The sequence below is a fragment of the Streptomyces sp. NPDC056061 genome (genome assembly GCF_042266885.1).
Lineage (GTDB): Bacteria > Actinomycetota > Actinomycetes > Streptomycetales > Streptomycetaceae > Streptomyces.
Genome location: NZ_JBHJWQ010000034.1, coordinates 34,261 through 60,708, shown reverse-complemented (window position 1 = coordinate 60,708; position 26,448 = coordinate 34,261). Strand labels below are relative to the sequence as shown.

Sequence of the window (26,448 nt, the reverse complement as noted above, 5' to 3'; positions counted from 1 at the left end):
CCAGGCGCGTCAGCGCGTCGAGCGCGGCGATCCTGACGCGCGGGGCGGGGGAACGAAGACCCGGACGCAGGTCGTCGAGCAACCGTCGCGTCGACTTGTCGTCGATCGCTTCGATGACGGAAGCCCTCAGCCTCTCGTCCGGGGAGTCGAGCATGCTTCTGATCGCCCGGGGTACCGGTTCCAGACGCAGCAAGAGGCTCATGGCGCGGCTGCGGACCTCTGGTTCCGGGTCGTCGAGCATGCGCACGAGGTCCCGGCTGGTGTCGGCCGAGGCGTCGGTGAGGAATTCCATGGCCAGGAGGCGCACCTGCGGATCTGCGTCCGGCAGAGCCGTGCGTGCCGTGGTGGCGGCATCGGGAGCGGGTGCCGCGCGGAGCGCGAGCAGTGCGATGCGTTTCTCGTTGCGGGAGCCGTTGCGCAGTAGGTGTCGTACCGAAGCGACGAGGTCGGGCCGCGCATTGGCCTCGCCGAGCATGTCCCGGAAGTCGGGTCCGGGTTCCGCGGCCAGGGAACGCAGGAGGCCGAGTGTCGTGCGGTGACCGAAGGTGTGTTTCATGTCAGTTCCTGGTGCGGCGCGTGCTGCTTGGTGTCCGCGGCGGCGGCTTGTCGGATCCGGGTGCCGATGCGGTAGGCGGCCGTGCCGACCAGGAGGAGGACCGGCAGGCGGATGAGAAGCGGCAACGGCGTGGTGAGCCCACCGAGCACGTCGAAGGCGGCGTGGCCGACGAGCAGCGGGAGGACGCGTCCGTACGCGCGGAAGAGCTTCACGCGGGCTGCTGCGTACAGGGCCATGCCGAGGGCCGGGAGGCCCAGGTAGGCGTGAAGCGCGACCTCGACCGTGCAGATGACGGTGTAGATCTGCCAAGCTGGCCTGCCCGCAGCGGTCAGCAGCGAGGTACCGGCTGCGACGATCACGATGTCCTCGACCGCCAGGGCGCACAGGACCGTCAGGACCAGATCGCCAGCCCCTCCGATCCCGATGGTGGCGAGCTGGTCGCCCGCCATCATGGGAACGGCAATGTCCGCTTTGATGAACCGCAGGGCGTACATGCAGAGGCTGGCTGCGGCTGCGCCGAATATGCATGCGCCGACTGTGCGTTCGGTGATGCTCCAGGTCTGCAGGCGTTCTGCCGGTGTGCGGGTGCCGAGGGACAGGTCGAGGGGGCGGTCGTGGGAGGCGGTCACTGCCATGGCGAGCCGTGCGAGAGCGCAGCAGAAGAGCGTCGTGCCCAGGGTGTCGGGGCCGTCGGGGAAGAAGGCGGCAATGACGATCACGCTGTAAAAGGCGGCTTCAGCTTGCTCTAGCCGGCGTCGCGAGGGACACATGGGGTCCCGGCGTGTACGTGCCACTGTCGTCCACACCAGCCAGAAGGAGGTGAGGACTGCGGCGGCTGTCTGGGCAAGGGCAGCGGTCCGGTATGCGCGGGGAGACCAGGTGACGCCGAGCAGGTCGCCGAACAACAGGATGCCCGAGGCGACGGGGGCGCACGCGGCCAGTGACAGCAGGCCGGTGGCGGCGGCGAGGGGGCGAGCGGGTAATCGGGTGGGTGTGGTGGGCACGTGCTGGTTTCCGTCTCTGTGGTGCAGCATCATGCTGTGCTGCTGGTGATCCGCCGTGATGGCGGCCGGATTTGGGGTGGGGTCAGACGATGTGGAGGGCGCGGGCGTAGCTGGCCAGAGCGCTGTGCGAGCGCACGCCCAGGCGTGTGACGAGACCGCTGATCCGTGTGGTTACGCTGTGCTCGGTGGTGCCCGTGATACGGGCGATGCGTGGGGTCGTAATCCCTTGGGCGAAGAGCGCGATGACATCAGCCTCGTAGGGGGACAGCACGTCGGGGCGGGCCAGGGGCTGGTTTCCCTGCGCCTGGGCGAGGACCTGGCGGCGGAGGCATTCCGGCAGCCGGTGCCCGCCGGCGGCCACGCGGGCCACCACATCGGCAACGCACGCGATCTCGGCGCGCAGGAGCACAGCGGAGATGCCGAGCCGTGCGACCGCTTTGAGGCCGTGCAGGCCGATGGTGCGCACGAGGAGGATGGTCCGGCTGTCGGGCGCGGCTCGGTATGTCCGGAGCAGGGCCCGGCAGCACTCCTCGTCCACCACGTGCGTGCCGTGGATACGGACCGGGGGCCGTGTCCGGGGTTCGGCCAGCTGTATTCGGCCGGTTTGGCTGAGGAGATCGCGGACGGCGCGGCTGTCGGTGCCGGACACGGCGACAGCGGTGGTGGCGGGACTGCCTCGGCGTCGGGCCGGCCGGACTGCGGGTTCGGCGGGCCGGGCGGGCAGTGAGGGCGGACTGTGGCAGGGGGCTGAGGGGGCATCAGGCAGTGGCCGCCTCGATGCGGCCGGCCAGGTGCAGGGCCTGTGCCGCGCTGATGAAGCCGAGGGCGATACGGTCGGGCCGGTGGCTGGTGCAGGTGCTGCAGGCCGGGTCGGCGGTGATGGATACGGGGCCGTTGCAGGCGTCGCGGAAGATGTCGTTCATCTGGTGGGCGAGGTCGTGGCAGGTCTGCCAGTCCATCTGCTCCGGGTCGAAGCGGTCGGCTGCCGGTCCGGCTCCGAGCAGTGCCCACAGCCGAAGGGCGTGAAGGACGTCGAGGTGCCCGAGGTCGACAATCCCGTTCGTGGCGGTGATCTGGCTTATGCCGTCAGGTTTGGCGCATCCTGCTGCGGCGAGCGCCGCGGTGAGGCGAACCGTGGCTTTGCGTGCGGGCGGCAGGTTCTGGGAGATGAGCTCGGTGAGCCGTTCGGCGTCAGCCAGTGAGCGGAACCGGAACGTAGCGAAGCCATCATGCGCTTCCACGTCGGCATTGATTCCGTGGTCAGCGAGAAACCGGTGCAAGGCGCATGCCGAGCCGAGGGCGGGCAGTTCCTGCCTGGCAGGACTCTCCTCCAGGACACGCATGGTGATCCGGACAAGGGGGTCATCGGCTGCGCCAAATGGCGGGAATGGGTGCAGGCCCGCGTCCTTGAGGGCCTGGAGCAGGTTGCGGGTAGCGCAGTTGCGTGCGTCGTGTGAAGTGGTGTGTGGTTCTGCAGTCATTGCTTTCAGCCGGTTGGGGCGGGAGTTACTGATGGTGCGAAGGTGTGTTCGGTGTGCGGTCTGCCGCGTCGGAGGGTGTCGGCTGGACGTAGAACGCGGGGCCGTGGGGTCCTGCCCGGTCGTATCTGACAAGGCCTTGGTGGGCGAGGGCCCGTAGTACGCGGGTGATCTGCGAGGTGGTCAGGCCGTGACGCAGTGCGATCAGCCCGTCGGGCAGGGCCTGGCCGCCCTTGTATGTACCGGTGCTGATGCGTGTGGTGATGTCGTGGGCGGCGTCGGTGTCGTCAGGGTGGATTTCTCCGTGCTCCAGGGCCCGTGAACCGGCCTTGCTGTATGGCTGGTAGTGCACGATTCCGAGGCTGTCGAGCTGGGCCAGTCCCGTTCTGACGTCTAGGGCGTCGAGTCCGGTGTCCTGGGCCAGACGGCTGATGAGCGGGAGTCTGCTGCCCGGCACCAGGCGGTCGATGAGGCGGTTCAGTTCCGCAGCGTCAATTCTCATGCCCGTGCGAGGCGGTCGAGATGTACCTTCAGACGGGCCGTGTCCGCGGGGAAGGGCAGGCGCTCATACGCGTTCAGTGACTGCCGGAACCAGTCGGCGGCGTCGCCCCGGTGATTGTGGTCCAGGGCGTTCAGGCCAAGGAATTCGAGGGTGTGCGCGGCCCACCGGTGTGCGCCGCAGCCGGTGAGTTCGGCGTGTGCGTGCAGGCCCCGGTCTTGTGCGGCATTGAGGTCTCCGGTGCCGGACAGGGCCCGGGACCAGAACGCCGCGGCCCGCGCCGCGTTGTAGCGGTCTTCGCTCTCGGTGAGAAGGGAAACGGCCCGGCTGAGCCGGGCTGCCGCAGCCGTCGCGTCGCTGCACGCCAGATCGAGACGTCCGAGCTCGGTCTCGGTCAGCCCCATCCCGCGCACGTAGTGGTCCTCGGTGCGCATCTCCAGTGCCTGGTGCAGGTACTGGCATGCCTCGGGATACTGGCCCAGGTTGTGGTGGGTGACGCCGAGTTCGTGCAGGGCCTGGGAGACCATGGTCCGGTCCGAGCGCGCCGTTGCTTGGTCGAGTGTGCGTTTGAACGCGTTCAGGGCGTCGTTGTGCTCGCCTGTGTTCCGGTACCCGACCCCCAAAGTGTTGAGCAGCACGGTCTCCAGGGCGTGGGCGCCGCATTCCCGTGCGGCACGGACGCCCAGCCGATGGGCTTCGATCCACCAGGGGTAGTGGCGGTAGTGCTGCCAGGCGGGCCACATCGCGTGGACCAGCGCACTCGTCTGCCGGTGAAGGCCGGCCGCATTACCGGCGCGGATCGCGGCCATGACGTTGGGGAGCTGGTGCCCCATCCAGGCCATCGCCTGCTGGTCGGAGGGGAATTGAACGGGGATGGGGGAGGTGGTGTAGGTGCGGGGGTGGACGGCGTGGCTGGGGGTGACGCGGGTTTCGACATCGGAGGCGGTGGCGAGCAGCCAGTCCAGGGCCGCTGTCAGAACCAGTGTCCCGCTGCTCTCGGTCTCCTCGGTTCGTGCGCGGTCGCGCACGTAGTCCCGTGCGGACATGCGGAATGAGAACACCGGTCCGCGGCCCAATTCCTCACCGTCGGCGGTCAGGAATTGGGCTTGGACCAGGGCGGCGAGCAGAGACCGGGCGGTGCGGTGGGACGCGCCGCCGACCGCGATGGCGAGGCCCTCGTCCACGGTGATCGTGTCGGGCAGGAGCGCGAACCGGCGGCATACCCTTTGAGCGCGCGGGGGGAGGGCGTTGTAGGCGGCCCGAATGGTCATGGTGATCGTGTCCTCGCAGGTATGTGTGTGGAAAGGTGGAAGGCGAGTTGTCTCGGTGGCAGCTCGTGCGACCGCGGCGGCCAGTGCGAGCGGCAGGCCGCCGGACTCGGCGATCAGCCGGCGGCGGACAGCGGGACTGACCGGAACCGCAGTGGACTCCAGGCACCGAAGCAGGTACCGGTCGGCGTCGGCACGGTGCAGCGGTGCCACCCTGTGCTCGAAGGCCCCGTACGCGGCCAGGTCCGGGAGCCGGGTACCGGCCGTGACGACGACCACGTGCCCCGGTCCTCCGGGCAGCAGATCCACGATCTGCCGCCCGGACACGGCGTTGTCGGCCAGCACGGCGAGCGGCGGCGCGGCGCTGGTGGCCGACCGCCACCACTGCCCGAGGTCAAGCACTGGCGGGACGTGGTCACCAGGGCGCAGCGCGTGCAGCATCCGGCTGAGCACATCCCCGGTTCGGGCGGGCCCCTGCAAGTCGACCTGGAGGTGACCTCCCGGGAAGGCTGCCCACATGTCGTGCAGCAGGCGGGTGGCCAGGGCGGTCTTGCCGACCCCTGACGGGCCCGTCACCACGACAACGGCCACCGTGTCGGCCGGCTCCTGCACCAGCCACTCTTTGATGCGGGCGAGGTCGGCGTCGCGGTCAACCCAGGACATCGGTACGGGCCGGAGCTGACGTGGTACCGGTGGGGGAGGGGGAGGGGGCTGGTGCACGTGCAGTGAGTTGATCGTGCCGGCCTGGACTGCGGTCCGCATCTGGCCGTCGCTGATCGTGTTGGTCACGGATGGGTGCGACGGGTGGGGCATCGGACTCCTGTTACGGGTGAGGGGTGCGAGGTGGTCATGTGCGGGCACCAGAAGGGGAGGTTCAGGGATTCCGGGGCCGGTCCGGGGCATCTGTGCTGTGTCCGAGGGCCCGGTGGAGGTCGCCGGCCTCCCACCACGTGGTCGGCGGATACAGCCAGTGGAGAGCATTGGTGGGAGTGGTGTGCGCGGGAAGCGGAAGGATGGCGCCCGGGCGCACGGGACGGCAGCGGGCCAGGCACCACCGGTCGAGGACCGACGCGGCGCGCAGCAGTAGCCAGACGGTCCTTTCCTCGGCATCGACCAGGACAGGGCCCCACTGGCTCGTCGGCAGGTGCATGCGCCGCAAGAACTCTCTGCACACCTCTGGGCTCATCCGGACGGCCTGGACGTCCAGCCCGACCTCGACGGCCCGGCTGATGAGAGAGCTCAGGCGCGGTTGGTGCCGGGTGCCGGCGGTGTACGTCGGCGGTAGCAGCTCCAGAGGGTCCGTCACAGTGATTGGACCGGCAGGTGCGGGCTGATGCCGTGCAAGAAGGTGGGTGCGGCGAAGCCGGGCGGGTGTGTGATCGGTGCGCGGCAGCAGCTGATGGGTGAACCCGAGGCGGAGAAGATCCGCGAGGTCGTGGTGTGCCAGCAACTGGTTGAGAAGCGAAGTGACGTGGTGGACACGAAGGCCCGACCGCTCCGCGATGGCCGTGGGCAGCTGGTGGTCGGCGACGTCCAGCCCCAGCCAGGACACCACTGTCGGTGCACTGGGGTCCTCGACTGCAAGGAGCGTGGGTGTGTGCGCACGGACGACACCGCGAAGGAAAGCGCCGTGAAGCATGATGCGACGGCTCAGGGACGACAGTCCCCATCGTGTGCCAAGCGGGCGCAATCGGATCGCCGCGGTACCCGGTGCGGCACCCAGCTGGTCATCAACAGCTGCGTAGGTGCTGCCGTCGTCGGCCAGCAGTGTGAGGGCCTCTCGCTGGCTACGGGACACGCCAGGCGCCAGGTGCGCCGGTTCCACCTCCTCCACACCGCGCAGTACCCCTGCGGCGTAGGCGAGGCCGACCAGCCCGCATTCGTCGAGCTTCCATGTGGTGCGCAACTTGGAAACGGTGCTCTCCACACACGCACGGGTCTGGCCGCTGGTCCGGGCAATGGCCGTGGCCAAGTCCTGCCCGTCGGCGGTGTTGAGACGCAGCCCGGCCCAGACGTGCCGGGTGAGGGACGACATGCGAGCCGCCTTCTCGGCAGCGTGTACCCAGGCGGGGTGCTCCAGGGTGATGGCCTCGCTGGCCACGGACTGGTAGACGAGCACGCGGGTGCTCTTGACGCAGGCATCATCCTGTGCGGAGAGCAGGATCTGACGCGTGGTCGAGTAGCTGAGGTCCAGCTGGGCGGCGGTTTTGCGCAGGCTGAATCCGATCGCTCGGTAGCCGACGATTTGGCGCTGTTGAACGGTCAGCCCGGGGGCCGGCGGACGCATGTCTTGATCTTCCTTGCAGGGTGCGGTTTCACGGATACCTGTGGGGGCGTCGGTCCCGCACGCGGACGGGACCCGCAGCTAGGGGAAGCCGCTGGTGCAGAGCCCGACATCGGCGGGAGCCGTCATCGGGGCACCCCGTGCGCCGAGGCCGCAGCCAGCACGACACGGGCCGCCGCGAACTGCTGCGCCCGCATCGTTTCGGGGCCGGGACGGCGGCCGAGCCAGCGCTGCACTGCCGCGGTCCGCGACGAGACTGGCGCTTCCCGCGCAGTGTCGTTGTCGGAACCGGTGGAATCGGCAAGGGGCGAATCGAAACCCGGACGGGATTTACGGGACGTGCTCACGGTCTTCTCTCTGTGCAGGTGGCGGGACCGGTTGCCTCCCGGTGGAGTGTCCGGGAGGCAACCGGGGCGCAGGGCGGGGGCGGGGTACGGGGGCTGGCCCGCCGCCAGGCGCTGCGCCGCCTCCCGGGCCGCCGGGTTTCGCGGCGGCGGCCCGGGGAGGCTCCGGGGAGGCCGTGCCTGGGTGAACTGCCTGTTCACGGGGGCGCGGCTGGTCGGGTGGGTCAGTGGTGTGCGGGTTCGGGATGGATCGCGATGGCCGCGTACGCGCCGCTGTCGCGGGCCGGGACCGGTGCGCGGGACCGGGTCGGGTAGTACAGGCCCACCGGCGCGATGCCGGGGGCTACGACAGGCCACGGAAGCGGCTGCTCTTCTATGAGGTCGGCTATTTCCCTGGCGGTTTGCAGGCGCACGGGCAGCCCTGCCTTCTCGAAGCACCGTGCTGCGGCGTTGGCCGATCGGTCATGGCACAGGTCGGCGGTGAGGTGGGTGAGGGAGAGGACACTGCCGGGCGGCGCCCACCCGAGGATGGCGCCCACGACGTCGCGGGCATCTTGGTCATGGGTGATCCAGGGGAGGCTGTTGTGGAGCAGGAATGCTGCGGGCCGGTCCGGGTCCAGGCCGTGCGGGCGAAGGCCGTCCAGGAGGCGGTGCATGTCGTGGCGCAGGTCCGCGTGCACGAACCGGTGCCGCGATGAGTTGCCGAGTTGGTTCAGGAGCCGGGGGCCGTGCTGGATGACGTACGGGTCGGAGTCGACATGGATGACCAAGGATTCCGGACCGGCGGACACCACCGTGGGAGGGAAGAGGTCGTTGCCGGTCGGTAGTCCGCTGCCCAGGTCGACGAACTGCCGGAAGCCGGCTTCGCGGAGCATCGATACGGTCCGGTCGGCGTACCCGTGGCTGAGCCCGACGGCGCGCTCGAACCAGGACGCGGCGCGCAGCACACGCAGGCCGAGGCGGCGGTCGGCGGGGCCATGGTGTGTGCCGCCGAGCAGCCACTGCGTGAGTCTCGCGCTCGATGGTGCTGTGAACGAGGCAGGGCCAGACTCTGGTGCGGCGGTGATTGGAAGGGGGCTGATGGGTACTGCGGTGAGTGTTGTCATCGTGCGGTTTTCTGCGGGCCGGGGCTCAGAACGACGCCGAGACGGGCGCTGGTGTTGGAGATGAAGCTGGGGACCGGGGTGGGGGTGTCGGTGTCGGCGAGCCGGGCGTGGGGGTAGCGGTCGAAGAGCTTGGCGAGAGCGATCTCGGCCTCGGCGCGTGCCAGGGGCGCTCCGAGGCACAGGTGCGCGCCGTGCCCGAAAGCGAGGTGGTCCTTGTTCAGTCGCAGGACGAGGAACTGGCCGGCGTCCGGGCCGTATTCGCCGGGGTGGCGTCCGGCCGCGCTGTAGCAGGCGAGGATCGGGTCGCCGGCGGGGATGACGGTGCCGTCGGGGAGCGTGAGGTCCTTGGTGGGGTAGCGCATCGGCAGGTTCGCGATGGGTGCGTCCCGGCGCAGCGTCTCTTCGACGACGTCGCTCCAGGCGGCGTCCTTGGTGCGGACGTGGTCGAGCTGGTCGGGGTGGGTGAGGAGGTTGCGGATGGCGTTGGTGATGAGGCCGACCGTGGTCTCGTATCCGGCGGTGATCACCAGCAGGAGGGTGTCGATGAGTTCCTGCTCGCTCAGCGTGCCGTGCTCGTCGTCGTGTGCGGCGACGAGGGCACTGGTCAGGTCGTCGCCCGGCTCCTGCCGTTTGAATGCCACCAGGTCGCGCAGCAGCCCGTACAGTTCGGCCTGGCTGGCTTTCTGTTCCTCCCAGCTGTGCGATGTCGAGAAGATGACGTCGGCAAGGCGCCGTACCCGGTCGTGGTCGTGCTCGGGTACTCCCATGAGCCGGCAGATGACCAGGATGGGCAGCCGCCGGGCGTAGGCGGCGACCAGGTCGATGGTGTCACCGGGGTTGTGCTCGGTGTCGATGGTGTCCAGGAGCTGGTAGGCGATCGACTCGATGACGGGGATCATGTCGCGTGTGCGCCGGGCGGTGAACGCGCTCTGGACCAGCTTGCGCAGACGGCGGTGGTCCTGCCCGAACGCGGTGAACATGTTCCTGACGCTCACCCACAGTGCCAGGGGCCAGGTGGCTGTTACGGCGTCGAAGTCGGGCCAGTGGGCCCGCGCGTCCTTCGAGACCTGCGGGTCGGTGAGCAGCTGCCGCAGCCACTGCGGATCGGTAACGGCCCACGCCTCGACGCCGAGCACGTCGACGCGGGTGACCGGGCCGCGGGCCCTGAGTGCCGCGTCCTCCCCGGTACGGTCGGGTGCCTGCGGGTCCAGTGCGAAAGCGCTGCTGTCCATGCGGTTCTCCTCCGTGCGTGCGTGTTCGGTCAGCCGGACAAGGGGGCGGTGGGGGTGAAGGTCACGGGCAATGCGGTCAGGGCCCGGTGGAACGGTCCTGGACGCCAGCGGACTTCGTCCAGGCTGATGGCGAGCCGCATGTCCGGCAGCGCCTCCGTGACCTCTTCGAGGGCTGCCTGGGCGATGACCATGGACATGTCCGCGGCGGGGCAGGCATGAGGGCCTGCGCTGAAGGCGAGATGTGCTCGATTTCCGAGCCTCTGGTCCGGGCTGCCGAGCGTGGGGTCGTTGTTGCAGGCAGCCAGGCTGATCACGACCGGCTGATGCGCGAGCAGCACCTGGTGGTCCAGTACCACCGGTCTCGGGGGATAGGAAAGGCAATAGTTCGCCATTGGCGGGTCGTTGTAGAGCCCCTCGTCCAGAGCTTCCCGGATACTCAGGGCGCCGCTGGAGACACCGTCCATGACCTTGGCGCTGGTCTGGATCCGCAGCTCGGTGTTGGCGATCGTATTCGTCGTGGGCTCATAGCCGGCGCCGAAAACCGTCACCATTTGCTGGGCCAGTTCCGGGTCAGTGAGCGCGGACTCGTGCTGGATCAGACGGGTGACGAGGTCGTCGTCCGGGTGGGCCCGCTTGAAGTCGATGAGATCCTGCAGTGCTGCCATGAGCACGTTGTTGGCCCGCTCGGCATCGGACCCGCCCTCGAAAACCGCCTGCATGGAGGTGTCAATCAGGCCGGCCAGGGGGTTCGGGGCACCTGCCATGGTACTGATCGAGCCGAGGACCGCCGGTTTGGCGAACTCGTGCAGGAAGTCGGCTTCCCCCCGCGCGCAGAAACTGCTGATGGCCTGCCGCGCAGCCCGTCGCACCGTCCGCTCCAGCTCATGCAGCGCGACCCCGCTCAGGGCGTCCACGTTCGAGGCTCGGTACCGGGCGTGCTCACGGCCCGCGCTACGCAGAGCGTTTTCCCGGTACCCGACCATCGGAAGGATGGGGCAGTCGGTCGGCACGGACAGCTGCCACTCGCGCGGGTCGGCGGGGAAGTTGACAGGGTCGTTGAGGATCTGCACCGCCATCGAGTGGTCGATCACAAGGGTCGCGTAGCGTCCGGGGGACAGCTCGACCGGGACCAGCGCCCCGTACTTGGCGCGCATCCACCGGTAGGCGGCGTGCGGATCGGCGGCGAACTCCTGCGTGTACATCGGAAACCGGCCGCGGTCTTCCGGCGCCGGGACGGGGTAGGCGTTCACGAATGCTCCGGGGGCACGAGGGAAATGACGTACTCGAACAGGGTGATCAGCGCGTCCTTGCAGCTGGAGGTGTCGCGGGCATCGCACCGGACCAACGGCGTCTCCGGCTTCAAGTCAAGGGCGGCCCGCACCTCAGGAAGCTGGTACTGGCGGGCGCCAGCAAACTGGTTCAGCGCCACCGCGTAGGGAACACGGCGTTCCTCGAGGTAGTCCGCCACCGGGAAGGAGTTCCCCAGGGCGCGAGTGTCGGCGATGAGCACCGCGCCTTTCGCCCCCTGCATGAGTTCCTCCGTCACCGGAAGAAACCGCGCTTGCCCCGAGAGACCGAAGAGGTACAGGGCGAACTCGTTGCCCGGCAGAGTGATGCGGCCGAAGTCCATTGCGACCGTGGTGGTCGTCTTCAGGCTGCTGCCGGTGAGGTCGTCCACTCCGATACTGGCGGTGGTGATGCGCTCCTCCGTACGCAGCGGGTCGATCTCCGAGACGTTGCCGACGAACGTCGTTTTGCCGACCCCGAAATGACCGGCGACCAGCACCTTGATCGGCGTTGCGGAGGCGGGGACGTACGCGCTGTCAGGCAGGGAGAGCGCGGAGACCATGAAGGACCCTTTCCAGAACGGTGGTTTCGGACGCTATGGGGGGCGTGGAAGTGGCGAGGAGGCCGTGGTCCGCGAGACCGGAGACGAGGATCTTGACCAGGGTCGGTGGCTGGCCGAGATGGGCGGCGATTTCCGAGATGCTCAAGGCATCGCTCGGACGGCACACCCTCAGCACCGCCCTCTCGTCGGGAGACAGGCCACCGGCGGCCGGCTGGCCGACGACCGCCGTGACCAGGGACTCCAGCCGCAGTTCGTCATGTGACGGGCTGGTCAGCCCCCGCGTACGGACGTAGGCCCTCACCAGCCCGCAGCCCCCGACGGCCGGGACTGTCATGATTGCCCGGCCGTACCGAAACTGAGCGCCGCGCCGCCGGATCCCCCAGTGCGCGCCTTCGAAGCCAGGTGCTTGGCCATGTTGGGTGCCATCGACTCCATCGCACCAGCGACGACGGAGATGTCGGCGTCGTGCGTGCACTGCACTACCAGCAGGGAATTCTCCGCCACCGATGTCACAAAGATCACGGCGTTCTCGTACTCACCCATGCACTGCCGCATCGGCCCGCCACCGAACTGGCCGAGCGCCTTGCCGATGGAGCAGTAGCCGGCCGCGGCCGCGGAAATTGAATCCGCGGTGTTCTTGTCGAGCTCCGTGCACTGCGCGATCGCCAGACCATCGCTGCTCAGCACGAGGACGTAGCTGACACCGTGCAGGCCCTTGATCTGATCGAGCATCCACGCGAGATCCTGTTGGTTCGAGGAGGAGACAGTCGTCATCGAAATCACTCACTTTTCGCGTCGAAGGAAGAATCGGCGGGGGACAGCGAATCAGGGGTCTGACGTGCGCGGCGCGTACTCCTGTACCAGTCGGAGACGACGCTGGCCCTTCCAGGCCGGTTGGACAGCTGAGGAGCAGTCCTCGCGTCGCTCTCGCCCACCGCCGGCTCGGGGTCGATCCGCCGCCGCTGCGGCAGTCCGGAAGGTGTGGCCGAGGCGGTGTACTGCCCGGGTTCGGGACCAGACGGAGAGCCCACCACGACAGGGTGCGAAATGACGGAGGGGGGCGGAGGGCCAACCGTTGTCAAGACGCTGTCGGGAAGAAACAGCATCGCCCGCATCCCGCCCCACGGGCTGGAACCGTCAATGTGAGCCGTGAACCCATAACGGCGACCGAGCGTGCCCACGGTCCAGAACCCTGTCTTGGGGCGCGGGCCGAGCTTGTGCAAATTCACCGGATCCCCGGACAGCGCCCTGCGAGCTTCGTCCTGCTGCTCCTTGTTCATGCGCACGCCCGCGTCACTGATGATGACCGTGATACCGGAGAAGTTCTCGTCGAAACTCACGTCCACGGGCGATATCGGATTGCTGAACTTGGTCGCGTTGTCCAGCAGTTCACCCAGCGCGTGCACGACAGGCTGCATCTCCCGTTCCTTCACCGCCCGGTGATCCAGCTGCTGGTACCGCACCCGCTCGTGGTGACGGATACTGCCCATCGCCCCACGAACCACCTCGGTCAGCGAGTTCGGCTTCCAGCGCCGCCCCGGAGTCCCCCCGGACAGCACGCTGAACGATGCTGCGACACGACTCATCAGGTGAGCCTCGTGATCGATCTCCGACAGAGTCGCGAACGCCTGGTCATGCTTGTGCCTCACCAGGCCCTCGTCGATCTTCTTGATCAGCGTCTGGCAAGGACTCTGCAGCGCCTCGGCAACCGCGCGCACCGTCGCCGCGGTTGCCTCCCGCGCCTCGCGCTGAGCCTCGTACCGGGCCTGCGCAGCGCCCTGATCCTTCATCTTCATGAGCGCCGCTGCGACGGCGTCGCCCGCTGCCTCCAGGTGCCGGACGAAGTGGGTGCCCGCCAGGCGGCCCTCGACAGGAAACTCGGCGGTGTCGGGAGAGCCCCCGGCCATCACCGCTTCCGTCAACGCATTCACCCACTCACGTGCGAACGCGTCTACAGCGCGGTCCCGGTCAGCGCATCCCTGTTCAAGCAGCGCGCGCCGCGACTCCAACTCCTTCTCAGCGCACCGCACAAGCCTGATCTGGCGACGGTTACGTACAGCGGCCACTGAGGCGATGGCAACAGCCAGTGCGACGGCGACGGTTAGTACCGACGGCACCACGGTGATGGTGTGCTGGAACAAAGTGCTCATGCGGCCATCTCCGACGCGGCCGCCGTCAGCTTGTCCAGCAGGGCGGCACTGTCGACCAGGCCGAGCATGGAAAACGCCTGCGGGAAATTTCCCAACTGCCGCCCGGATACGGGGTCGTACTCCTCCGCGAGCAGCCCGACATCGTTCGGCAGGGCCAGCAGCTTCTCGAACAGCTCGACTGCGTCTGCGCGCTGGCCGGTGTGTGCGAGGGCGTTCACCAGCCAGAACGAGCAGAGCAGGAAGGTGCCCTCGCCACCGGGCAGGCCGTCGAGACCGTCCCCGTCACCGGCGGTCGGGTAGCGGTGCACCAGACCGTCGGCCGTGCCCAGTTCACGGCGTACTGCGGCCACCGTGCCGACCACCCGCGGATCCTGAGGCGGCAGGAACCCGGTCTGCGGGATCAGGAGCAGCGACGCGTCCAGGGCCTTCGACCCGTAGGCCTGTGTGAACGTGTTCCGGGCCGGGTCGTATCCCTTGTCGCAGACCTCGGCGTGTATCTCGTCCCGCAGCGTGACGAGCTGGGCCAGACGAGTTGCGGGCATGCTGAGCGCCCCGGTGCGGACAAGTCCGATCGTGCGGTCGACGGCCACCCACGCCATGACCTTCGAGTGCACGAAGTGCTGCCGGTCGCCCCGCACCTCCCAGATCCCGTCGTCGGGCTTGCGCCAGTGCTTTTCGATGTAGTCCACGAGTCGCAGGTGCAGGGCGGCGGTGTTCTCGCACCGGGGAAGGCCGTACTGGTTGGCCAGGTACAGGGTCTCGATGACCTCACCGGGCACGTCGAGCTGCAACTGCCCGGCGGCACCGTTACCGACTCGGACCGGGGCGGAGTTCTCGTAGCCGGGCAGCCAGTCCACCTCCCGCTCGGAAAGGTCGCGCTCGCCCCCCACGCCGTACATGATCTGGAAGTTCTCCGGATCACCTCCCACCGTGCGCAGCAGCCACTGCCGCCACGCCTCCGTCTCCTGCCAGCACCCGGCGCGCAGCAGGGTGGACACGGTGAACGCGGAGTCCCGGAGCCAGGCGCAGCGGTAGTCCCAGTTCCGGGACCCGCCGAGGTCTTCGGGCAGGGAGGTGGTGGGGGCGGCGATGACCGCGCCGGTCGGTGCGTAGGTGAGGGCCTTGAGAGTGATCAGGGCGCGCAGCACCTGATCGCGGTACGGGCCGTCGTAAGTCAGCTGCCTCGTCCACTCCTGCCAGAACCGGCTTGTGGTGTCGAGCGCGAACTCCGCGTCCGGTGCCGCCAGGGCGAGGGCGTGCGAGGGATGCCACGTCAGGCTGAAGGCGACCTGCTCGCCCTCCGTGACGGCGAAGGTGTGGTGAACGGTGCCGTCCTTCTCCATCCCGGGCACGCAGGTGTCGAGCCGTAGGGAGTCCGGGCCGCACACGAGGGCGGTGCGGCCGCGGTCGTCGTAGATCCACGGCCTGCCGCGCCCGTACCCGAACCGTGCGGAGAGGACCGATGACATCTCGACCGTGCCGCTGATGCCCTCGACGATCCGGACCAGCTGCGGGGCCCCGCCGTCACGGGGCGGCATGAAGTCGGTCACACGGACCGCGCCCGAGTCCGTCTCCCAGTCCGTTTCGAGGACGAGGGATCCGTCGCGGTAGCGGCGCCGGACCGCGTACAGGGCGGGGGTGCCCGGGGCGGTGGCGGGGCCGAGACGCCAGAATCCGTGGTCCTCGTTGCCGAGGATGCGGGAGAAGACGGCAGCCGAGTCGAAGCGGGGCAGACAGAGCCAGTCGATGGATCCGTCACGGCCGACCAGGGCGGCGGTTTCCATGTCTCCGATGAGGCCGTAGTCCTCGATACGAGGGTGGTCGTTCATGATGTCCGATCTGCGGGGGCGTTGGTGCCGTGGTGTGGATCCGTCATTCGAGGCGGGCGGCGACGCGGGATGGGGACAGCGATGTGTCTGTGCGGCTCGGGCACCGGGGTGCCGGACGCGGGCGTGTGTGACTGCTCAGGCACGGCACACCTCGCGCCGCGGGTCGACAGCCGGGACCGGGTCGTGCAGAGCGAGGTGTGCAGAGGCCCCCACTCGGTGAGCGGCGCCGTACCGGGCAGCACGACCCACAGCCGGACGCAACGCCGATGTTCGGTCGTTTCGCACTGCGTCGTCGTGCCAGCAGTGCAGTCGGAGTGCGACACCGTCCACCAGCTGTGGGAGGTGCCGGACGCCACGGGCACGAAGAGCTGCCGGTGGGTGAGGCAGTACCGCAGCGGCCCGACGGCCGTCCCGGCGTCAATCAGACGGTCGATCGCGGGCACCCCCAGCCCGAGCCCGACACGCACTACGTCGTATGTCGGCGGAAGGATGCCAGGGCTCTTGTCACCGAGGTCCAGGTGCCACGTATGACGACTGCTCAACGGACGTCCCGGGCGCTGTATACCGGAATCCAGAAGCGCGTTGCTCACGGCTGCCGCCATACCGTCAGAGTCCCGGCACCGGACAGATTGGACGGGTTACGGTTCTCCAGCCGACCTGCCTCCGCGCCCTGGACAGAGCGCATCTTGTCCATCTCGACGAGCAGTTCATGCACGCGCTGGGCCAGGGCCCGCAGGTGGACGCACAACGGCAGGTAATGATCGACCGACGGTGCCCCTGCTGCCTGTTGCCAGGATCGCTTCAGAGCCTCAGCACACGGTCCCGATGACGGCACGTGGGGTCCGAGCTCCATGAGGTGCCCACTCAGCCGGCACAGAAGGTCGGTCCTGTCAGCCTGTGTCTCCGGGAGGGGGCCGTCCTCGTCGAGGATCCGCGCGACCGTTTCCGTAGCCTGGGCAACCGCCCGGAGCAACCCGGCGCTACCGAGCTGGTCCGCGTGACCGTGTGAACCCGGGGATGGAGCGATGCTTCCACCGATCGGCCCGTCGTCGGGCCAGGCCGAGAGACCACGAAAATTCATGAGCATCCTCAAGAGCAAGCGAGAAGAGACGTAAAGAAGGAGGAGTGGAGGTCACCGGGGCGGATGAGGCCCGGCCGCTGCACTGGGCCGACGTGCGACCCGCCACGCACCTGCCCCGGTGACCGGTCGGAAGCGGCTACGAAGCCGCTGGCCGAGCGGGCGCGCGGCATCGCGGCACAGTGGTCGTGTCAAGGAGACGTAGCGCACGTTCATCGGCTGCTTCTCCTTGCCTGCCAATGTGCTGTCGGCTCTGCTCCCAGAGCGGGACTGTGCGGATGAGGTTGCCGATTGCATTGCGCGGTCCACGAGTTGGAGGAATATCGTCTTCACGAGACAACCTGGTCTGCGAGGCGCTGGGTATCCCAGCGAGCACGCGAGGCTGGGGAACGTGGGGAAAGATCGTTTCGGAGGCAGAGGCGCACGATGGCACGGAGACGCAACGACAAACTGGCTGCGGCAATCGCTGAACTCGGCCTGTCTCAGGCCCGTCTGGCCGCCCGCGTCAAGTCGGTGGCGGAAGAGCACGGTGTCAGCAGCGTGGCCTCCGTCGGCCGATCCCACATCACCAAGTGGGTGGCCGGCGTCGTCCCTGAGCCACCGGCTGCCCGTATCTTGGCCGAGACGCTCTCCCGTGGCCTCGGTCGCCCTGTCACGCTCGCAGACATCGGGCTGGCAACGGACACCGAGCCCGAGCCACAGCCTGTGGCATGGAGCGACGACACCCTGACGACGCTGGAAATGCTCGGGAGGACGGACATGGACATCGACCGCCGTCAGATGCTGGCCAACTCGGTCTACTCGGTAGCCTCGCTGGCCCTCCCTGACGACCTGTGGTTCGAGCAGGCCGTAGATCGCGCCCGAGCACGCAGACCGCTGTCGAACTACGTCGTCACGGCTCCGGACGTCGAGAGCGTCCGTGAGATGGCCGCCTTCTTCTCCCGCCGAGACCAGAAACGCGGGGGCCGTGCCGGACGCACAGCCCTCGTCGCCTACCTCCGTTCCGAGGTCACGGAACTGCTGAACGGCCGATTCCTCTCCGAGGACATCCGACGAGGCATGACCTCGGCAGCCGCAGAGCTCGCCTACCTGGCTGGATGGACCGCATTCGACGGAGGCGAGCACCCACTTGCCCAGCGGTGGCTGACCATAGCCACCAAGCTCGCCGAAGAAGCAGGCGACGCCCCTCTGGCCGGCCACGTGCTCCGCGCCATGGCTCACCAAGCAGTTGACCTGGGCAAACCACAGGAAGCCGTCCGGCTCGCCGAGGCGTCCCTGTCCAGCCGCCGCTACGCACAGGCGTGCTGGCGAGAACGCTCGCTGCTCGGCGTCGTGTACGCCCGCGGCCTGGCCGCCGCCGGTGAGAAGACCGCCGCCATAGCCGCACTGCTCCAGGCCGAACGGGACCTCGGCCGCGCAGACGCGGCAGACAACGAGCCGAACAGGGTGTTCTTCTTCGCCGAGGCCAGCCTCGCCCACGAGACCGCCGCCGCATTGCGCGACCTCGGCGACCTCCAAGGAGCCGAAAAGCAGTTCAATCGCAGTGTTCGGACGCGACGAGCACAGTACGCGCGGACGCACTCCGTGACCCTGGGATACCTCGGGGCCGTCCAGGCGCAGCGGGGACATCTCGACCTCGCCTGCGACACCTGGGGGCAGGCGCTCGACGCCATGACCGGCGTACAGTCCGGCCGGGCCAGGGAGACCGTCGTCCAGATGCGACGGGCGCTCTCGCCCTTCCGTAACCGCCCGGGCAGCCACGCTGCGGAACTGGACACCAGGGCCCGGACAATGCTTCACGCAGGCTGACACGTACTGTAAGGAAAGTCGACTCGAGAAGAGATCCTTCTCAGACTGATTAAGACTCGAGAAGGGCAACGCGTGTTCGACGAGTTCATCCGGATCCCGGTGATCGCAAGAGTCGTCGGCGGCCACAGGGGACGCCTCGACGACTACAAGGGAAACGTCGAATCGATCATCCGCATCATGCCGAACATACCTGAAGGCGCCCTTCAAGGGATCGAGGAGTTCAGCCACCTCGAAGTCAGTTGGCACTTCAGCCTCGGCTCGGACGCAGACATCGAGCTTGAGCCGCGCAGCCCTCGCGACAACCCGGACTGGCCGGCCACCGGCGGTCTCGTCCACCGCAACCACCGTCGCCCCGCACGCATCGCCACGTCGTACCCGAGGCTCCTTCGCATCGAGGGCCGAGACCTCCACGTCCTCGACCTGGACGCCGACGACGGCACTCCCGTCATCGACCTGGCACCGGTCTTCCAGGAGATGCTGCCCCGCGGAACCGTGCACCAGCCGAAGTGGCCCACCGACATGCTTCAGAACTACTGGAAGCACGCAGACGAACGCGCCTGAGACGTCCTGCTCACCGAATGCTTTTACCCAACTCGCTGCGCGAAGCGTCTGCACAGGTGCCGTCGTCATCACGGCCTCTTCGGTGATGTGAACAGACATGAGCATCCTCAAGAGCAAACGAGACGCGAGAAGAGAGAAACGGGGTCACCGGGGCTGATGAGGCCCGGCCGATGTACGGGGCTGACTACGGCCCGCCACGCACCAGCCCCGGTGACCGGTCTGAGGGTTCCCCGATTTCGGAGTCCCACGGAGGCGTGTCCCACCGCGATGAGGCCGAAGGTCAGCACCAGAGCGGGGCGGGGCGACATGGAGCGGAGCGCCATGGCCTGCCTCCTGGATTCGAATTGAGGGCGTCTGCGAATTCCCGCCGTGGAACAAGGCGAATCACCTTGAGGCTGAGGAATCCCTCTGGCATCAAGCGTGATCGCCAGTTCGTCACAGCGGTACGCCAAACCGCGGCCACTTCATGGCCATGTTTGAGACCGGTGAGCGGCTCGCTGCGGCGGGCGCGCATTCGCGAAAGGGGCGCGAATAGGGCGAAATAGGGCCTCTGTGAGGCGGCGTCGACAGTATTTGGCGACAGGGCGCGAGGCGTGGCCACCTTGTGGCCGTCTTTCCGGTTTCGCTTGACATTCGGATGCGAACTGCACTCACGAGTGTGCAACTGCGCCCTCGGTGCGGTACACGGCGCTCATCTCGCCCGGCTCGCTACGGCCCGGTTCGGGGAAATCTAGTTCGGAGTTGAAACATTGGCTGTGCTTGCGCTGTAGCAGCGAGTTCTGGAAGCCGGACGATCGGCTTTGAAGGCACGCGAAGCTGTGCGCCGTAGTCGTCGTTGCGAGGCAACGTCGAACTTGCGGGCGGATATCGGAGGCTTGAACGGGCCCGTACGCGGTCTGTGCCGCGCGAGATGGCCACAAGGTGGCCAAGGTTTGGCGTATCCCGCCATACCGTCATCCGGGAGGCTGAACGCGGGTCGGATTCCCGACCCATGCCATAGGGCGTCTCAACGCAGGGAGTCGAAAGTGCCGCCGACAGCAGCCGACCTCATCCAGGGGCAGGTTTTGGGATCACTGGTCGACCACTTTGCCTTTGCGCTTGCGGTCGTGGAGGAGCCAATGGCGTATGTCCGTCAGGTAGTCCGCAGCCTGCTGAAGGATCGGACCGACATCACCTTGATCAACGATGCCGTCTTGATTGCCACGGAACTACTCACCAACGCGCGCCTGCATGCGGGCGGCGCCATCTCCTTCATCCTCGACCTCTACGAGAAAGGTGTCACCGTGGGCGTCGTCGACCGGGGCGCGGACATCGATGCTGTCCCGAAGGACCCGGTCTGTCCCCTGGCCTCGATGGGCGAGGAGGAGGCGGTCGCGCTCGACCTTGACGAACTGCCTGAGCAGGGCCAGGGGCTGTATCTGATCTCGGAGTGCGCCACCGGATGGGGGGTAGAACGTGCCGGCGAAGGCAAGGTCGTCATCGCCGCCCTCCTTATGAGGTGCGCCGCGTGACCAGTCAGGACCTCGGAATGCGCTACCTGTGCCGCGGCATACTCACCCACCCGCTCGGACTCCACTGCAACGTACCAACGGACCCATTGCGTCCGGACGGGCCGGGCAGCATCAACCAGTTCTTCAAGGGGCTCCGCCGCGCCGTCGAGCGGGGAGCGACCTTCATCGACACCTCCGATTCCTACGGCCTCGGGCACTCGGAGCGGCTCATCGGCCGATTCCTGCGTGCGTATCCGGATCTGTCCGCACACCTGAGCAGCAAGGTCGGTCGAGTGCGTGGCAGCGCGGAACACCCGTACGCAGGCCGCCATATCCACCATCAGCTTGAACAGTCGCTGGAGAACCTCTACGCGGAGCAGCTCGATCTCTACACCTTGGACACCTTCGATTTCGGGCCCGGTGACCGGTACCTGGGTAACGCGATCGATGTCATGCGCACTCTGCGGGAAGTGGAGTCCATCAAAGCGATCGGGATGCGAGGCCCGGTCACCAGCTACGGGGCCTCGCCCGAGGAGCGGCAGGAGCAGGCGGAGCGGTTTATGTATCTGTTCCGCCTCATCAAACCTGACGTGGTCTGGAGCCCGTTCAACGCTTTCACACCGGCTATCGAGCTTGAGGGAGAGGACCTCTTCACGTTCGCTGCCCGCCACGGCGTGGGTCTGGTCCTTGCTGCCCCTCTGGCCCACGGCATGCCCGCCGGAGATACCGCATCGCAACCGACGTCTCGTGCGCCGTTCACCTCGAAGCGTGCGGGGCTGTCACATCCCGTGGCTGAACGGCTGGACCAGAGTCTTCAAGTACTGCGCGATACCTTCGGGCACGAGCCCGGCACCCTGACGCACCTTGCCCTGCGCTCGACCCTGCAGCGCGGTGACCAATGCGTGGTCGTCGTCGACTTCGCCAACGAACAGCAGATCGAAGAGGACTACAGCTGCCTCGGCCCACCACTTACGCCGTCGGAGCTGCGCATCATCGACGATGTCTACACCAGCCTCAGGGCTTATGTCCATCAGGCGGCGCCACGGCTTCTCGTCAAGGAACTTCAGGCGTGAGCGTGCGGGACGGCAGTGGGGAGGCGCCGGAGGGCACCCTCACCGACCGGGTATCCGGTCAACCGCGCTTGGCTGATACAACGAGTTGCTCACCAATGCGAGTCACCCGTGTCAGGGCGTAGCCGGCGGGGGAGTAGGGAAGTTGGTCGCGGCAGGGGCTTGCGAAGGTTCAGGGCTGGCTGGAAGAGGGCGAGGCTGTCGATCAGCTCATCGCGGAGCAGTCCGCTTCCGAGCTTGGAAGGCCCCAGGAGCAGCATCGCTCGGGCGCCGGTCTCGCCCAGTTCGGCCAGCGAGCCCGCGGGGTCGTACTTCCGGGACTGCCTGTCCGGCCTTCCTCCGCCGAACCGTCCTGAACGATCAACAAAACGTATGTGTGCCGCATTGCGCCGATTTTGGCGGATGCGACGGTGCTGGGAACGGTGGCTCTTCCGGTGCTGTCCGTCTGGAGTACCAGGTGAAGAACGGGCCGCCGGTGGGCCAGAGCGGCGCGCCACGGCCCGAGCACGATGAGTGCTTCCTGCTCCAGGGCGTGGGTCTCGACGTCGACACCTTCCCGGCGCAGCCGGGCAGCTCCTCCTTCTCCGCGCGAGGTCGGGTCCATGACGGCGATCACGCTCGGGCGATCCTGTCGTCTAGCCGCGTTCCTGAACCAACTGGCGGAATGGAGTCATCCGCATTGCCTTCATGCCTCGCCGGGGTTCTCCCGTTAGCCTTCCTGGATGCTTTGGCTCGGCGCCGAGCGCAGAGGGATGCTCCTCACGACGTGCCAACGGTAGGCGGGCGGTCCAAGGGTACGGCGGAGTTCGACCAGCTGAACGCTGGTGATGTCCAGCGTGACAGGTGCCAGGGTGCGCAGGCGGGCGACGCTCTCGACCACGGGCGCGGCGGGGCACTGCTGGTTGCTGTACTGAACGCCGAGATGGGGGCGGAAGGCCGAGGTGGGGCTGCCACCCGGGATATCGGCCTGTCGGCCGATCGCGCTGAGGGCCGCATGGAGACCGACAAGCGGCGTCCAGGGAGTGAGCGTGAAACGCACGGCTCCCCGCGAGCCTGCCAGGGGATGGGCGGTGATGCTGAAGCTTTGCTGGGGGAGTTGCTCGGCCATGTTGGCGAGGAGCCGCACCTTGGAGTCCGGCACCGCGTCTGTGCTTCCGATGCGGACCATTGTCACGTGCAGCCCGTCCGCGGGAACGGAGTCCATGCCCAGGTGGGCGAGCTTGGCCTGGCAGTACCGTGCCTGCTCGATGAGGTCGAAGGCCTCGGGGAAGGTCAGCATCCAGTAATAGGCCCGGTGCCCGTCACTCCAGCCGGGCCGCGCCCAATGGTCCTCCATCCGCTCAATGGTGCTGAATGCCTGCCAGTCGTGCTCGACGATCAGTCCGGGGTCGGCAAGGTCCGACGGCGGGCTCTGGGGGAAGGACTTCGGGTGGACGTCCGGGTCGGGCGTCACGACACTCCTCACTGCTGCGGCTGCGCCGAGCCGCTGGTGATCGGTTTGGCATGGGGGTGTGAACGCCAGGTCCGAAGCTCCTCAGCGAACTCGCCCACAGCAGCTTCGGCATGCCAGCGCTCGGCTCGCTCGTACAGTTCGTTAGCGCGCTGCCATACGGAGGCGATCGGCACGGTGGTCCCGGCACGAAGAGCGCTCCGCCCGAGAGCCATGGCATGTTCCACATCTGGCTGCTTCCGTTGAAGCAGAGCGGTGGCGACATCGAGGCGGACCAGTGCCCGGCTCCACTCGGAATCGGACTCCTCAACCAGTGTGTCGATCTGATCGGCGCAGGACAGCACCTCGTCCGTATCGTCCAGAGCCAGCCGCGCGGTAATCACGTTGGCCAGAGTACGTGCCGGACTGTACGGGGCGAACGAGATGCACGACGTGATCCCGACAGGAAGGGCCGACTGGCAGTCGGAGAGTTCCAGCGCCCGTCCGATCGCCCGCTCCGCGCCCCGCCGGTCGCCTATGCGGGCCAGTGCGCGTGCCCGTCCGTTGGCGAGAAGGCGGATTGCCTGGCCGCTGGACGGCGCCAGATCGATTCCGGCTGCCGCTGCGGCATCGGCCTCGGCGTACCTGTGCTGGTAGTAGAGGCTGAGCGATCGCGTTCCGGCCGCCCACATCTGTAGTTGCGTGTCCCCGATGTGCCCGGCCAGGACCTCGGCTTCCGAGCAGTATGCCTCCGCGACGGCTGGCCCCGCCCCGGCGTTGACAGCCATGTAGGCCAGCAGGCCAGCAGCACGGGCTGTTAGCCCGAATAGCTCAGCTCGCACTCCCGGAAGGTGATGACCACCCAACATGGTGTGGAGAGTCGTCCTGATCGACCGCGTTTCGCTGGCAAGCGCCTGTGGCCCACATGCCTCGTAGCGGTCCACGATCCCCTGCAGTTGACCTCGGAAATGGTCCAGCAATGCGGCATTCGCGCCCGACTGGGTCAGGGACTGGGTCTGCATGACGACCGACAGCGGATCGTCGAAGGTTCCGTGGACTAGAAGCCCTGGAAGATGGACTCCAGGCGGTGTCGCGAGCTGGGGCTGGGATGCCCCGTCAAGAGGGCTGAACAGAAGAGCGACGGGCTGATTGAAGAGGTGTTCTAGGATCTTGCGAGTGTTGCGCTGCGGCATGGCACGCAGCTCACCAGCCATCCACCGGTCGAAGGTGCGGCGAGCGACGGAGATGTCTGCGAGATGCCGCTCGCCCGTCTGCTCGGCCAGCTCCCTTGCCGCCTTGGCGAAATGAGCTCCGAAAGTCTGGACTGTGGTCCAGTGCCGCTCATGGACCAATTGACGGAATAACGTCATCGGCATCGCGCGTACCTCCGTGGGCTGACCCGATCTCCCGGGCTGGTTGAACGCCGAGATCGTGTGATTCGCCCAGCACCTGCAACCACCTCTGGCAGGCGACGACTCATGCTGTGGCCGCGCTTCGGCCGCGTTACGCGGACCGACCGCCTCAGGAACCTCGCGAGCTGGGCAGACATCTCGGACCTTCCTGCATCGTGAAGGCGGCGGAGCACGCATCCGAATGGCGTGACGTTGGTCACGAGGCAACTATGCGCGCAGGTGCAGACGTTGGCAAGTAGCACTCTGCAACTTGCATAATTCCAGCGGCAGTCTGCCAGCAGCCCTGACACCGTGACACACTGCACCGGACGAGCATCAGCGGACAGGAGAGGATCCGACGTGAGCGAACCGAGGTCCGCCCCGACCGTGCTCGCAATCGTTCTCGGCCGCCGACTTGCCGCCCTGCGGGAAGCAGCCGGCTTCACCGCGGCTCAGGCGGCCAAGCGCCTCCGCATCGCCCAGACGACAGTCACGCGGATGGAAAAATGCGAGACCTCGCTGAAGTACGCGACCGTGAAAACGCTGCTCGAGGTCTACGAGGTCAACGAGGACGAGATCGAGGAGTTCCTGTCGCTGGTCGACCAAGCCAGCACCCCCGGCTGGTGGCAGACCTTCCGGGACGTACTGCCAACTTGGTTCGGGGTCCACGTGTCGCTGGAAGACGCCGCGACGGAAATCGACAACTACGAGCCCGCAGTCGTCCCTGGCCTATTCCAGACACCCGGGTACGTCCGCGCCGTCCTCGAACGCGCCATGCCTCGGATGACTCCCGACGTCCTGGAACGGCGGGTCCGTCTGCGCACCGCACGCCAAGAACTCCTTACCCGCTCGAATCCGACGCCTCCCCAGATCTGGGCGGTGATGGACGAGACAGTGTTCCGTCGGCCCGCCGGTACCTCTGAAGTCATGGCAAGCCAGATCGAACATCTGCTGGAACTTACCCAGTGCCCACACGTGACACTGCAGGTCTGCCCATTCAGCGCCGGACTCCACTCAGGCGCGTTCGGGCCGTTCACTATTTTCCGGTTTGACATTCCAGAACTTCCGGACGTCGTCTGCACAGACAGCCTAAGCCGCGCATCATACGGCGAGGATAAAGAGGAAACCGCACTCGCCCGCTCGGCCCTGGAAGAGATCGGCGGGCGCGCACTCTCGAAGGAAGACACCAAGTCATTCCTTTGGGGCATCCGCAAGGAGTTGTACTCATGAGTCATGTAGTTAATGCAGCTTCCACCTTGGGGGAAGAGCAGTGGCTTAAGCCTTGGAGTGGCACCAATGGCGGCAACTGCGTCGAAGTTAAGAATCTCGGGGACGGAAGGGTGGCCCTGCGCCAGTCAACCAACCCCGATGGGCCGGCCCTAATCTATACAGCCGCAGAGATCACGGCCTTTATCGCCGGAGTTAAAGCGGGCGCGGCAGATTTTCTGCTGCCCTGAAATTGCATAACTGCTCGGAATGCTCAAAATGCGGATATTCCACCTCTATGAGAGTGGGATGCTGAAGAACCTCGGCATGACGGTTCAGACGGCGGGTACAAGAGCCCGCGTTCGGCTTCTACCCGAGCCGGACCGGGATCGATCCGGCTCTACTCAGCTCCGAGACGACACTCTGTGCGTCATGCGCTCCCTCGGCCGTCAGTTCCGCTACGTGGGAGGGCACGGGTCGTCAGCCCGTGCAGCAGAACGAGCAAGCGTGCTGCCTGACGGTGATGACGAACGCCGCGGTCTGCTGCTGCACACCGAGTACATGAGTCTGACTGTCAACGAAATGCGGTGCCGTCCGAGAGGCGGATTCCGGGGTGCTCTCCCACATCTGTCCGGCACGCGGCTCGGTGGCGAACTACCACGACTCGATCACCGTGGGCTGGGAACGCGAGCTCGCCCAGCTCGACGAGAAGGGCCGCCGCCCGCTGCGGACCGTGGACATCGACGACCTGGCAGCTGGGCTGTAAACGGCCAGACATGGTCTCGCTGAGCCCCCGTCAGTGGGAAAGACTGCCG

26 protein-coding genes are annotated in these 26,448 nt (G+C 67.3%); 8 read left to right on the top strand and 18 right to left on the bottom strand.

Annotation, left to right across the window (positions count from 1 at the left end):
• From ACFC79_RS32775 to ACFC79_RS32760, 4 genes are all read right to left on the bottom strand, one after another.
• On the bottom strand, window positions 1-556 hold a 556-nt coding region (locus ACFC79_RS32775; protein ID WP_376247860.1), incomplete at its 3' end, for a HEAT repeat domain-containing protein.
• Complete coding sequence (locus ACFC79_RS32770; protein WP_376247858.1) at window positions 553-1,560, bottom strand: hypothetical protein; 1,008 nt, start codon at window positions 1,558-1,560, stop codon at window positions 553-555. The genes ACFC79_RS32775 and ACFC79_RS32770, both read right to left, overlap by 4 nt.
• A gap of 82 nt (window positions 1,561-1,642) precedes the next feature.
• Window positions 1,643-2,209, bottom strand: a complete 567-nt coding sequence (locus ACFC79_RS32765) for a LuxR C-terminal-related transcriptional regulator (protein ID WP_376247856.1) — start codon at window positions 2,207-2,209, stop codon at window positions 1,643-1,645.
• 109 nt (window positions 2,210-2,318) lie between these two features.
• The gene (locus ACFC79_RS32760; RefSeq protein WP_376247853.1) at window positions 2,319-2,801 is read right to left on the bottom strand and encodes a hypothetical protein; all 483 of its coding nucleotides are present in this window, start codon (window positions 2,799-2,801) and stop codon (window positions 2,319-2,321) included.
• On the opposite strand from ACFC79_RS32760, the gene ACFC79_RS32755 reads away from it, so the two are divergent.
• Entirely contained in the window at window positions 2,790-3,017 is a 228-nt protein-coding gene (locus ACFC79_RS32755; RefSeq protein WP_376247851.1) for a hypothetical protein, read from the top strand. The two genes, ACFC79_RS32760 and ACFC79_RS32755, sit on opposite strands and share 12 nt — an antisense overlap.
• 49 nt (window positions 3,018-3,066) lie before the next feature.
• Here ACFC79_RS32755 and ACFC79_RS32750 read toward each other — a convergent pair whose 3' ends face one another.
• The 12 genes from ACFC79_RS32750 to ACFC79_RS32695 all read right to left on the bottom strand — a co-directional run bounded on the left by ACFC79_RS32750 (window position 3,067) and on the right by ACFC79_RS32695 (window position 16,680).
• A complete protein-coding gene (locus ACFC79_RS32750) occupies window positions 3,067-3,540 on the bottom strand; it encodes a hypothetical protein (RefSeq protein WP_376247848.1) in 474 nt (157 codons plus the stop codon).
• A complete protein-coding gene (locus ACFC79_RS32745) occupies window positions 3,537-5,468 on the bottom strand; it encodes a tetratricopeptide repeat protein (RefSeq protein WP_376247846.1) in 1,932 nt (643 codons plus the stop codon). Before ACFC79_RS32745 ends, ACFC79_RS32750 begins: the two co-directional genes overlap by 4 nt.
• Before the next feature lie 211 nt (window positions 5,469-5,679).
• Window positions 5,680-7,092, bottom strand: coding sequence for a hypothetical protein (locus ACFC79_RS32740; RefSeq protein ID WP_376247843.1), 1,413 nt, complete (start codon window positions 7,090-7,092; stop codon window positions 5,680-5,682).
• Between the two features lie 565 nt (window positions 7,093-7,657).
• A complete protein-coding gene (locus ACFC79_RS32735; protein WP_376247840.1) occupies window positions 7,658-8,539 on the bottom strand; it encodes an SAM-dependent methyltransferase in 882 nt (293 codons plus the stop codon).
• Window positions 8,536-9,771, bottom strand: a complete 1,236-nt coding sequence (locus tag ACFC79_RS32730; RefSeq protein ID WP_376247837.1) for a cytochrome P450 — start codon at window positions 9,769-9,771, stop codon at window positions 8,536-8,538. Before ACFC79_RS32730 ends, ACFC79_RS32735 begins: the two co-directional genes overlap by 4 nt.
• A 29-nt stretch (window positions 9,772-9,800) precedes the next feature.
• Window positions 9,801-11,021 (bottom strand): cytochrome P450, encoded by a 1,221-nt coding sequence (locus tag ACFC79_RS32725; protein WP_376247835.1) that lies wholly within the window; start codon window positions 11,019-11,021, stop codon window positions 9,801-9,803.
• Window positions 11,018-11,620, bottom strand: a complete 603-nt coding sequence (locus ACFC79_RS32720; protein ID WP_376247832.1) for an ATP/GTP-binding protein — start codon at window positions 11,618-11,620, stop codon at window positions 11,018-11,020. Before ACFC79_RS32720 ends, ACFC79_RS32725 begins: the two co-directional genes overlap by 4 nt.
• Complete coding sequence (locus tag ACFC79_RS32715; RefSeq protein WP_376247829.1) at window positions 11,595-11,954, bottom strand: DUF742 domain-containing protein; 360 nt, start codon at window positions 11,952-11,954, stop codon at window positions 11,595-11,597. The genes ACFC79_RS32720 and ACFC79_RS32715 overlap by 26 nt, the downstream gene beginning before the upstream one ends.
• Window positions 11,951-12,394 carry a roadblock/LC7 domain-containing protein gene (locus tag ACFC79_RS32710; protein WP_376247826.1) on the bottom strand — a complete coding sequence of 148 codons (444 nt, stop codon included), beginning with the start codon at window positions 12,392-12,394 and terminating at the stop codon, window positions 11,951-11,953. The genes ACFC79_RS32715 and ACFC79_RS32710 overlap by 4 nt, the downstream gene beginning before the upstream one ends.
• Before the next feature lie 5 nt (window positions 12,395-12,399).
• Entirely contained in the window at window positions 12,400-13,770 is a 1,371-nt protein-coding gene (locus ACFC79_RS32705; RefSeq protein WP_376247824.1) for a hypothetical protein, read from the bottom strand.
• On the bottom strand, window positions 13,767-15,599 hold the full coding sequence (locus tag ACFC79_RS32700; RefSeq protein WP_376247822.1) for a glycoside hydrolase family 15 protein: 1,833 nt from the start codon (window positions 15,597-15,599) through the stop codon (window positions 13,767-13,769). The genes ACFC79_RS32705 and ACFC79_RS32700 overlap by 4 nt, the downstream gene beginning before the upstream one ends.
• A 586-nt stretch (window positions 15,600-16,185) precedes the next feature.
• Window positions 16,186-16,680: a DUF6415 family natural product biosynthesis protein gene (locus tag ACFC79_RS32695; protein ID WP_376247819.1), complete on the bottom strand. Its 495-nt coding sequence runs from the start codon at window positions 16,678-16,680 to the stop codon at window positions 16,186-16,188.
• Between the two features lie 423 nt (window positions 16,681-17,103).
• Between ACFC79_RS32695 and ACFC79_RS32690 the strand changes: the two genes are divergently transcribed.
• The 4 genes from ACFC79_RS32690 (at window position 17,104) to ACFC79_RS32675 (ending at window position 21,610) form a co-directional block, all read left to right on the top strand.
• Window positions 17,104-18,486 (top strand): Tat pathway signal protein, encoded by a 1,383-nt coding sequence (locus ACFC79_RS32690; RefSeq protein ID WP_376247816.1) that lies wholly within the window; start codon window positions 17,104-17,106, stop codon window positions 18,484-18,486.
• Between the two features lie 72 nt (window positions 18,487-18,558).
• Window positions 18,559-19,047: a TrmO family methyltransferase gene (locus ACFC79_RS32685; protein WP_376247813.1), complete on the top strand. Its 489-nt coding sequence runs from the start codon at window positions 18,559-18,561 to the stop codon at window positions 19,045-19,047.
• A gap of 1,025 nt (window positions 19,048-20,072) precedes the next feature.
• Window positions 20,073-20,558, top strand: a complete 486-nt coding sequence (locus ACFC79_RS32680; RefSeq protein WP_376247810.1) for an ATP-binding protein — start codon at window positions 20,073-20,075, stop codon at window positions 20,556-20,558.
• A complete protein-coding gene (locus ACFC79_RS32675) occupies window positions 20,555-21,610 on the top strand; it encodes an aldo/keto reductase (RefSeq protein ID WP_376247808.1) in 1,056 nt (351 codons plus the stop codon). Before ACFC79_RS32680 ends, ACFC79_RS32675 begins: the two co-directional genes overlap by 4 nt.
• Before the next feature lie 706 nt (window positions 21,611-22,316).
• Here ACFC79_RS32675 and ACFC79_RS32670 read toward each other — a convergent pair.
• On the bottom strand, window positions 22,317-23,060 hold the full coding sequence (locus tag ACFC79_RS32670; RefSeq protein ID WP_376247805.1) for a 2'-5' RNA ligase family protein: 744 nt from the start codon (window positions 23,058-23,060) through the stop codon (window positions 22,317-22,319).
• 8 nt (window positions 23,061-23,068) lie between these two features.
• Window positions 23,069-24,412 (bottom strand): hypothetical protein, encoded by a 1,344-nt coding sequence (locus ACFC79_RS32665; RefSeq protein ID WP_376247802.1) that lies wholly within the window; start codon window positions 24,410-24,412, stop codon window positions 23,069-23,071.
• Window positions 24,413-24,787: 375 nt separating this feature from the next.
• Here ACFC79_RS32665 and ACFC79_RS32660 point away from each other — a divergent pair, with 375 nt between their 5' ends.
• The 3 genes from ACFC79_RS32660 (at window position 24,788) to ACFC79_RS32650 (ending at window position 26,399) form a co-directional block, all read left to right on the top strand.
• Window positions 24,788-25,657: a helix-turn-helix domain-containing protein gene (locus tag ACFC79_RS32660; RefSeq protein WP_376247799.1), complete on the top strand. Its 870-nt coding sequence runs from the start codon at window positions 24,788-24,790 to the stop codon at window positions 25,655-25,657.
• A complete protein-coding gene (locus tag ACFC79_RS32655; RefSeq protein WP_376247796.1) occupies window positions 25,654-25,884 on the top strand; it encodes a DUF397 domain-containing protein in 231 nt (76 codons plus the stop codon). Before ACFC79_RS32660 ends, ACFC79_RS32655 begins: the two co-directional genes overlap by 4 nt.
• A 362-nt stretch (window positions 25,885-26,246) precedes the next feature.
• The gene (locus ACFC79_RS32650; RefSeq protein ID WP_376247794.1) at window positions 26,247-26,399 is read left to right on the top strand and encodes a hypothetical protein; all 153 of its coding nucleotides are present in this window, start codon (window positions 26,247-26,249) and stop codon (window positions 26,397-26,399) included.
• The last annotated feature ends 49 nt before the right edge of the window (window positions 26,400-26,448 follow it).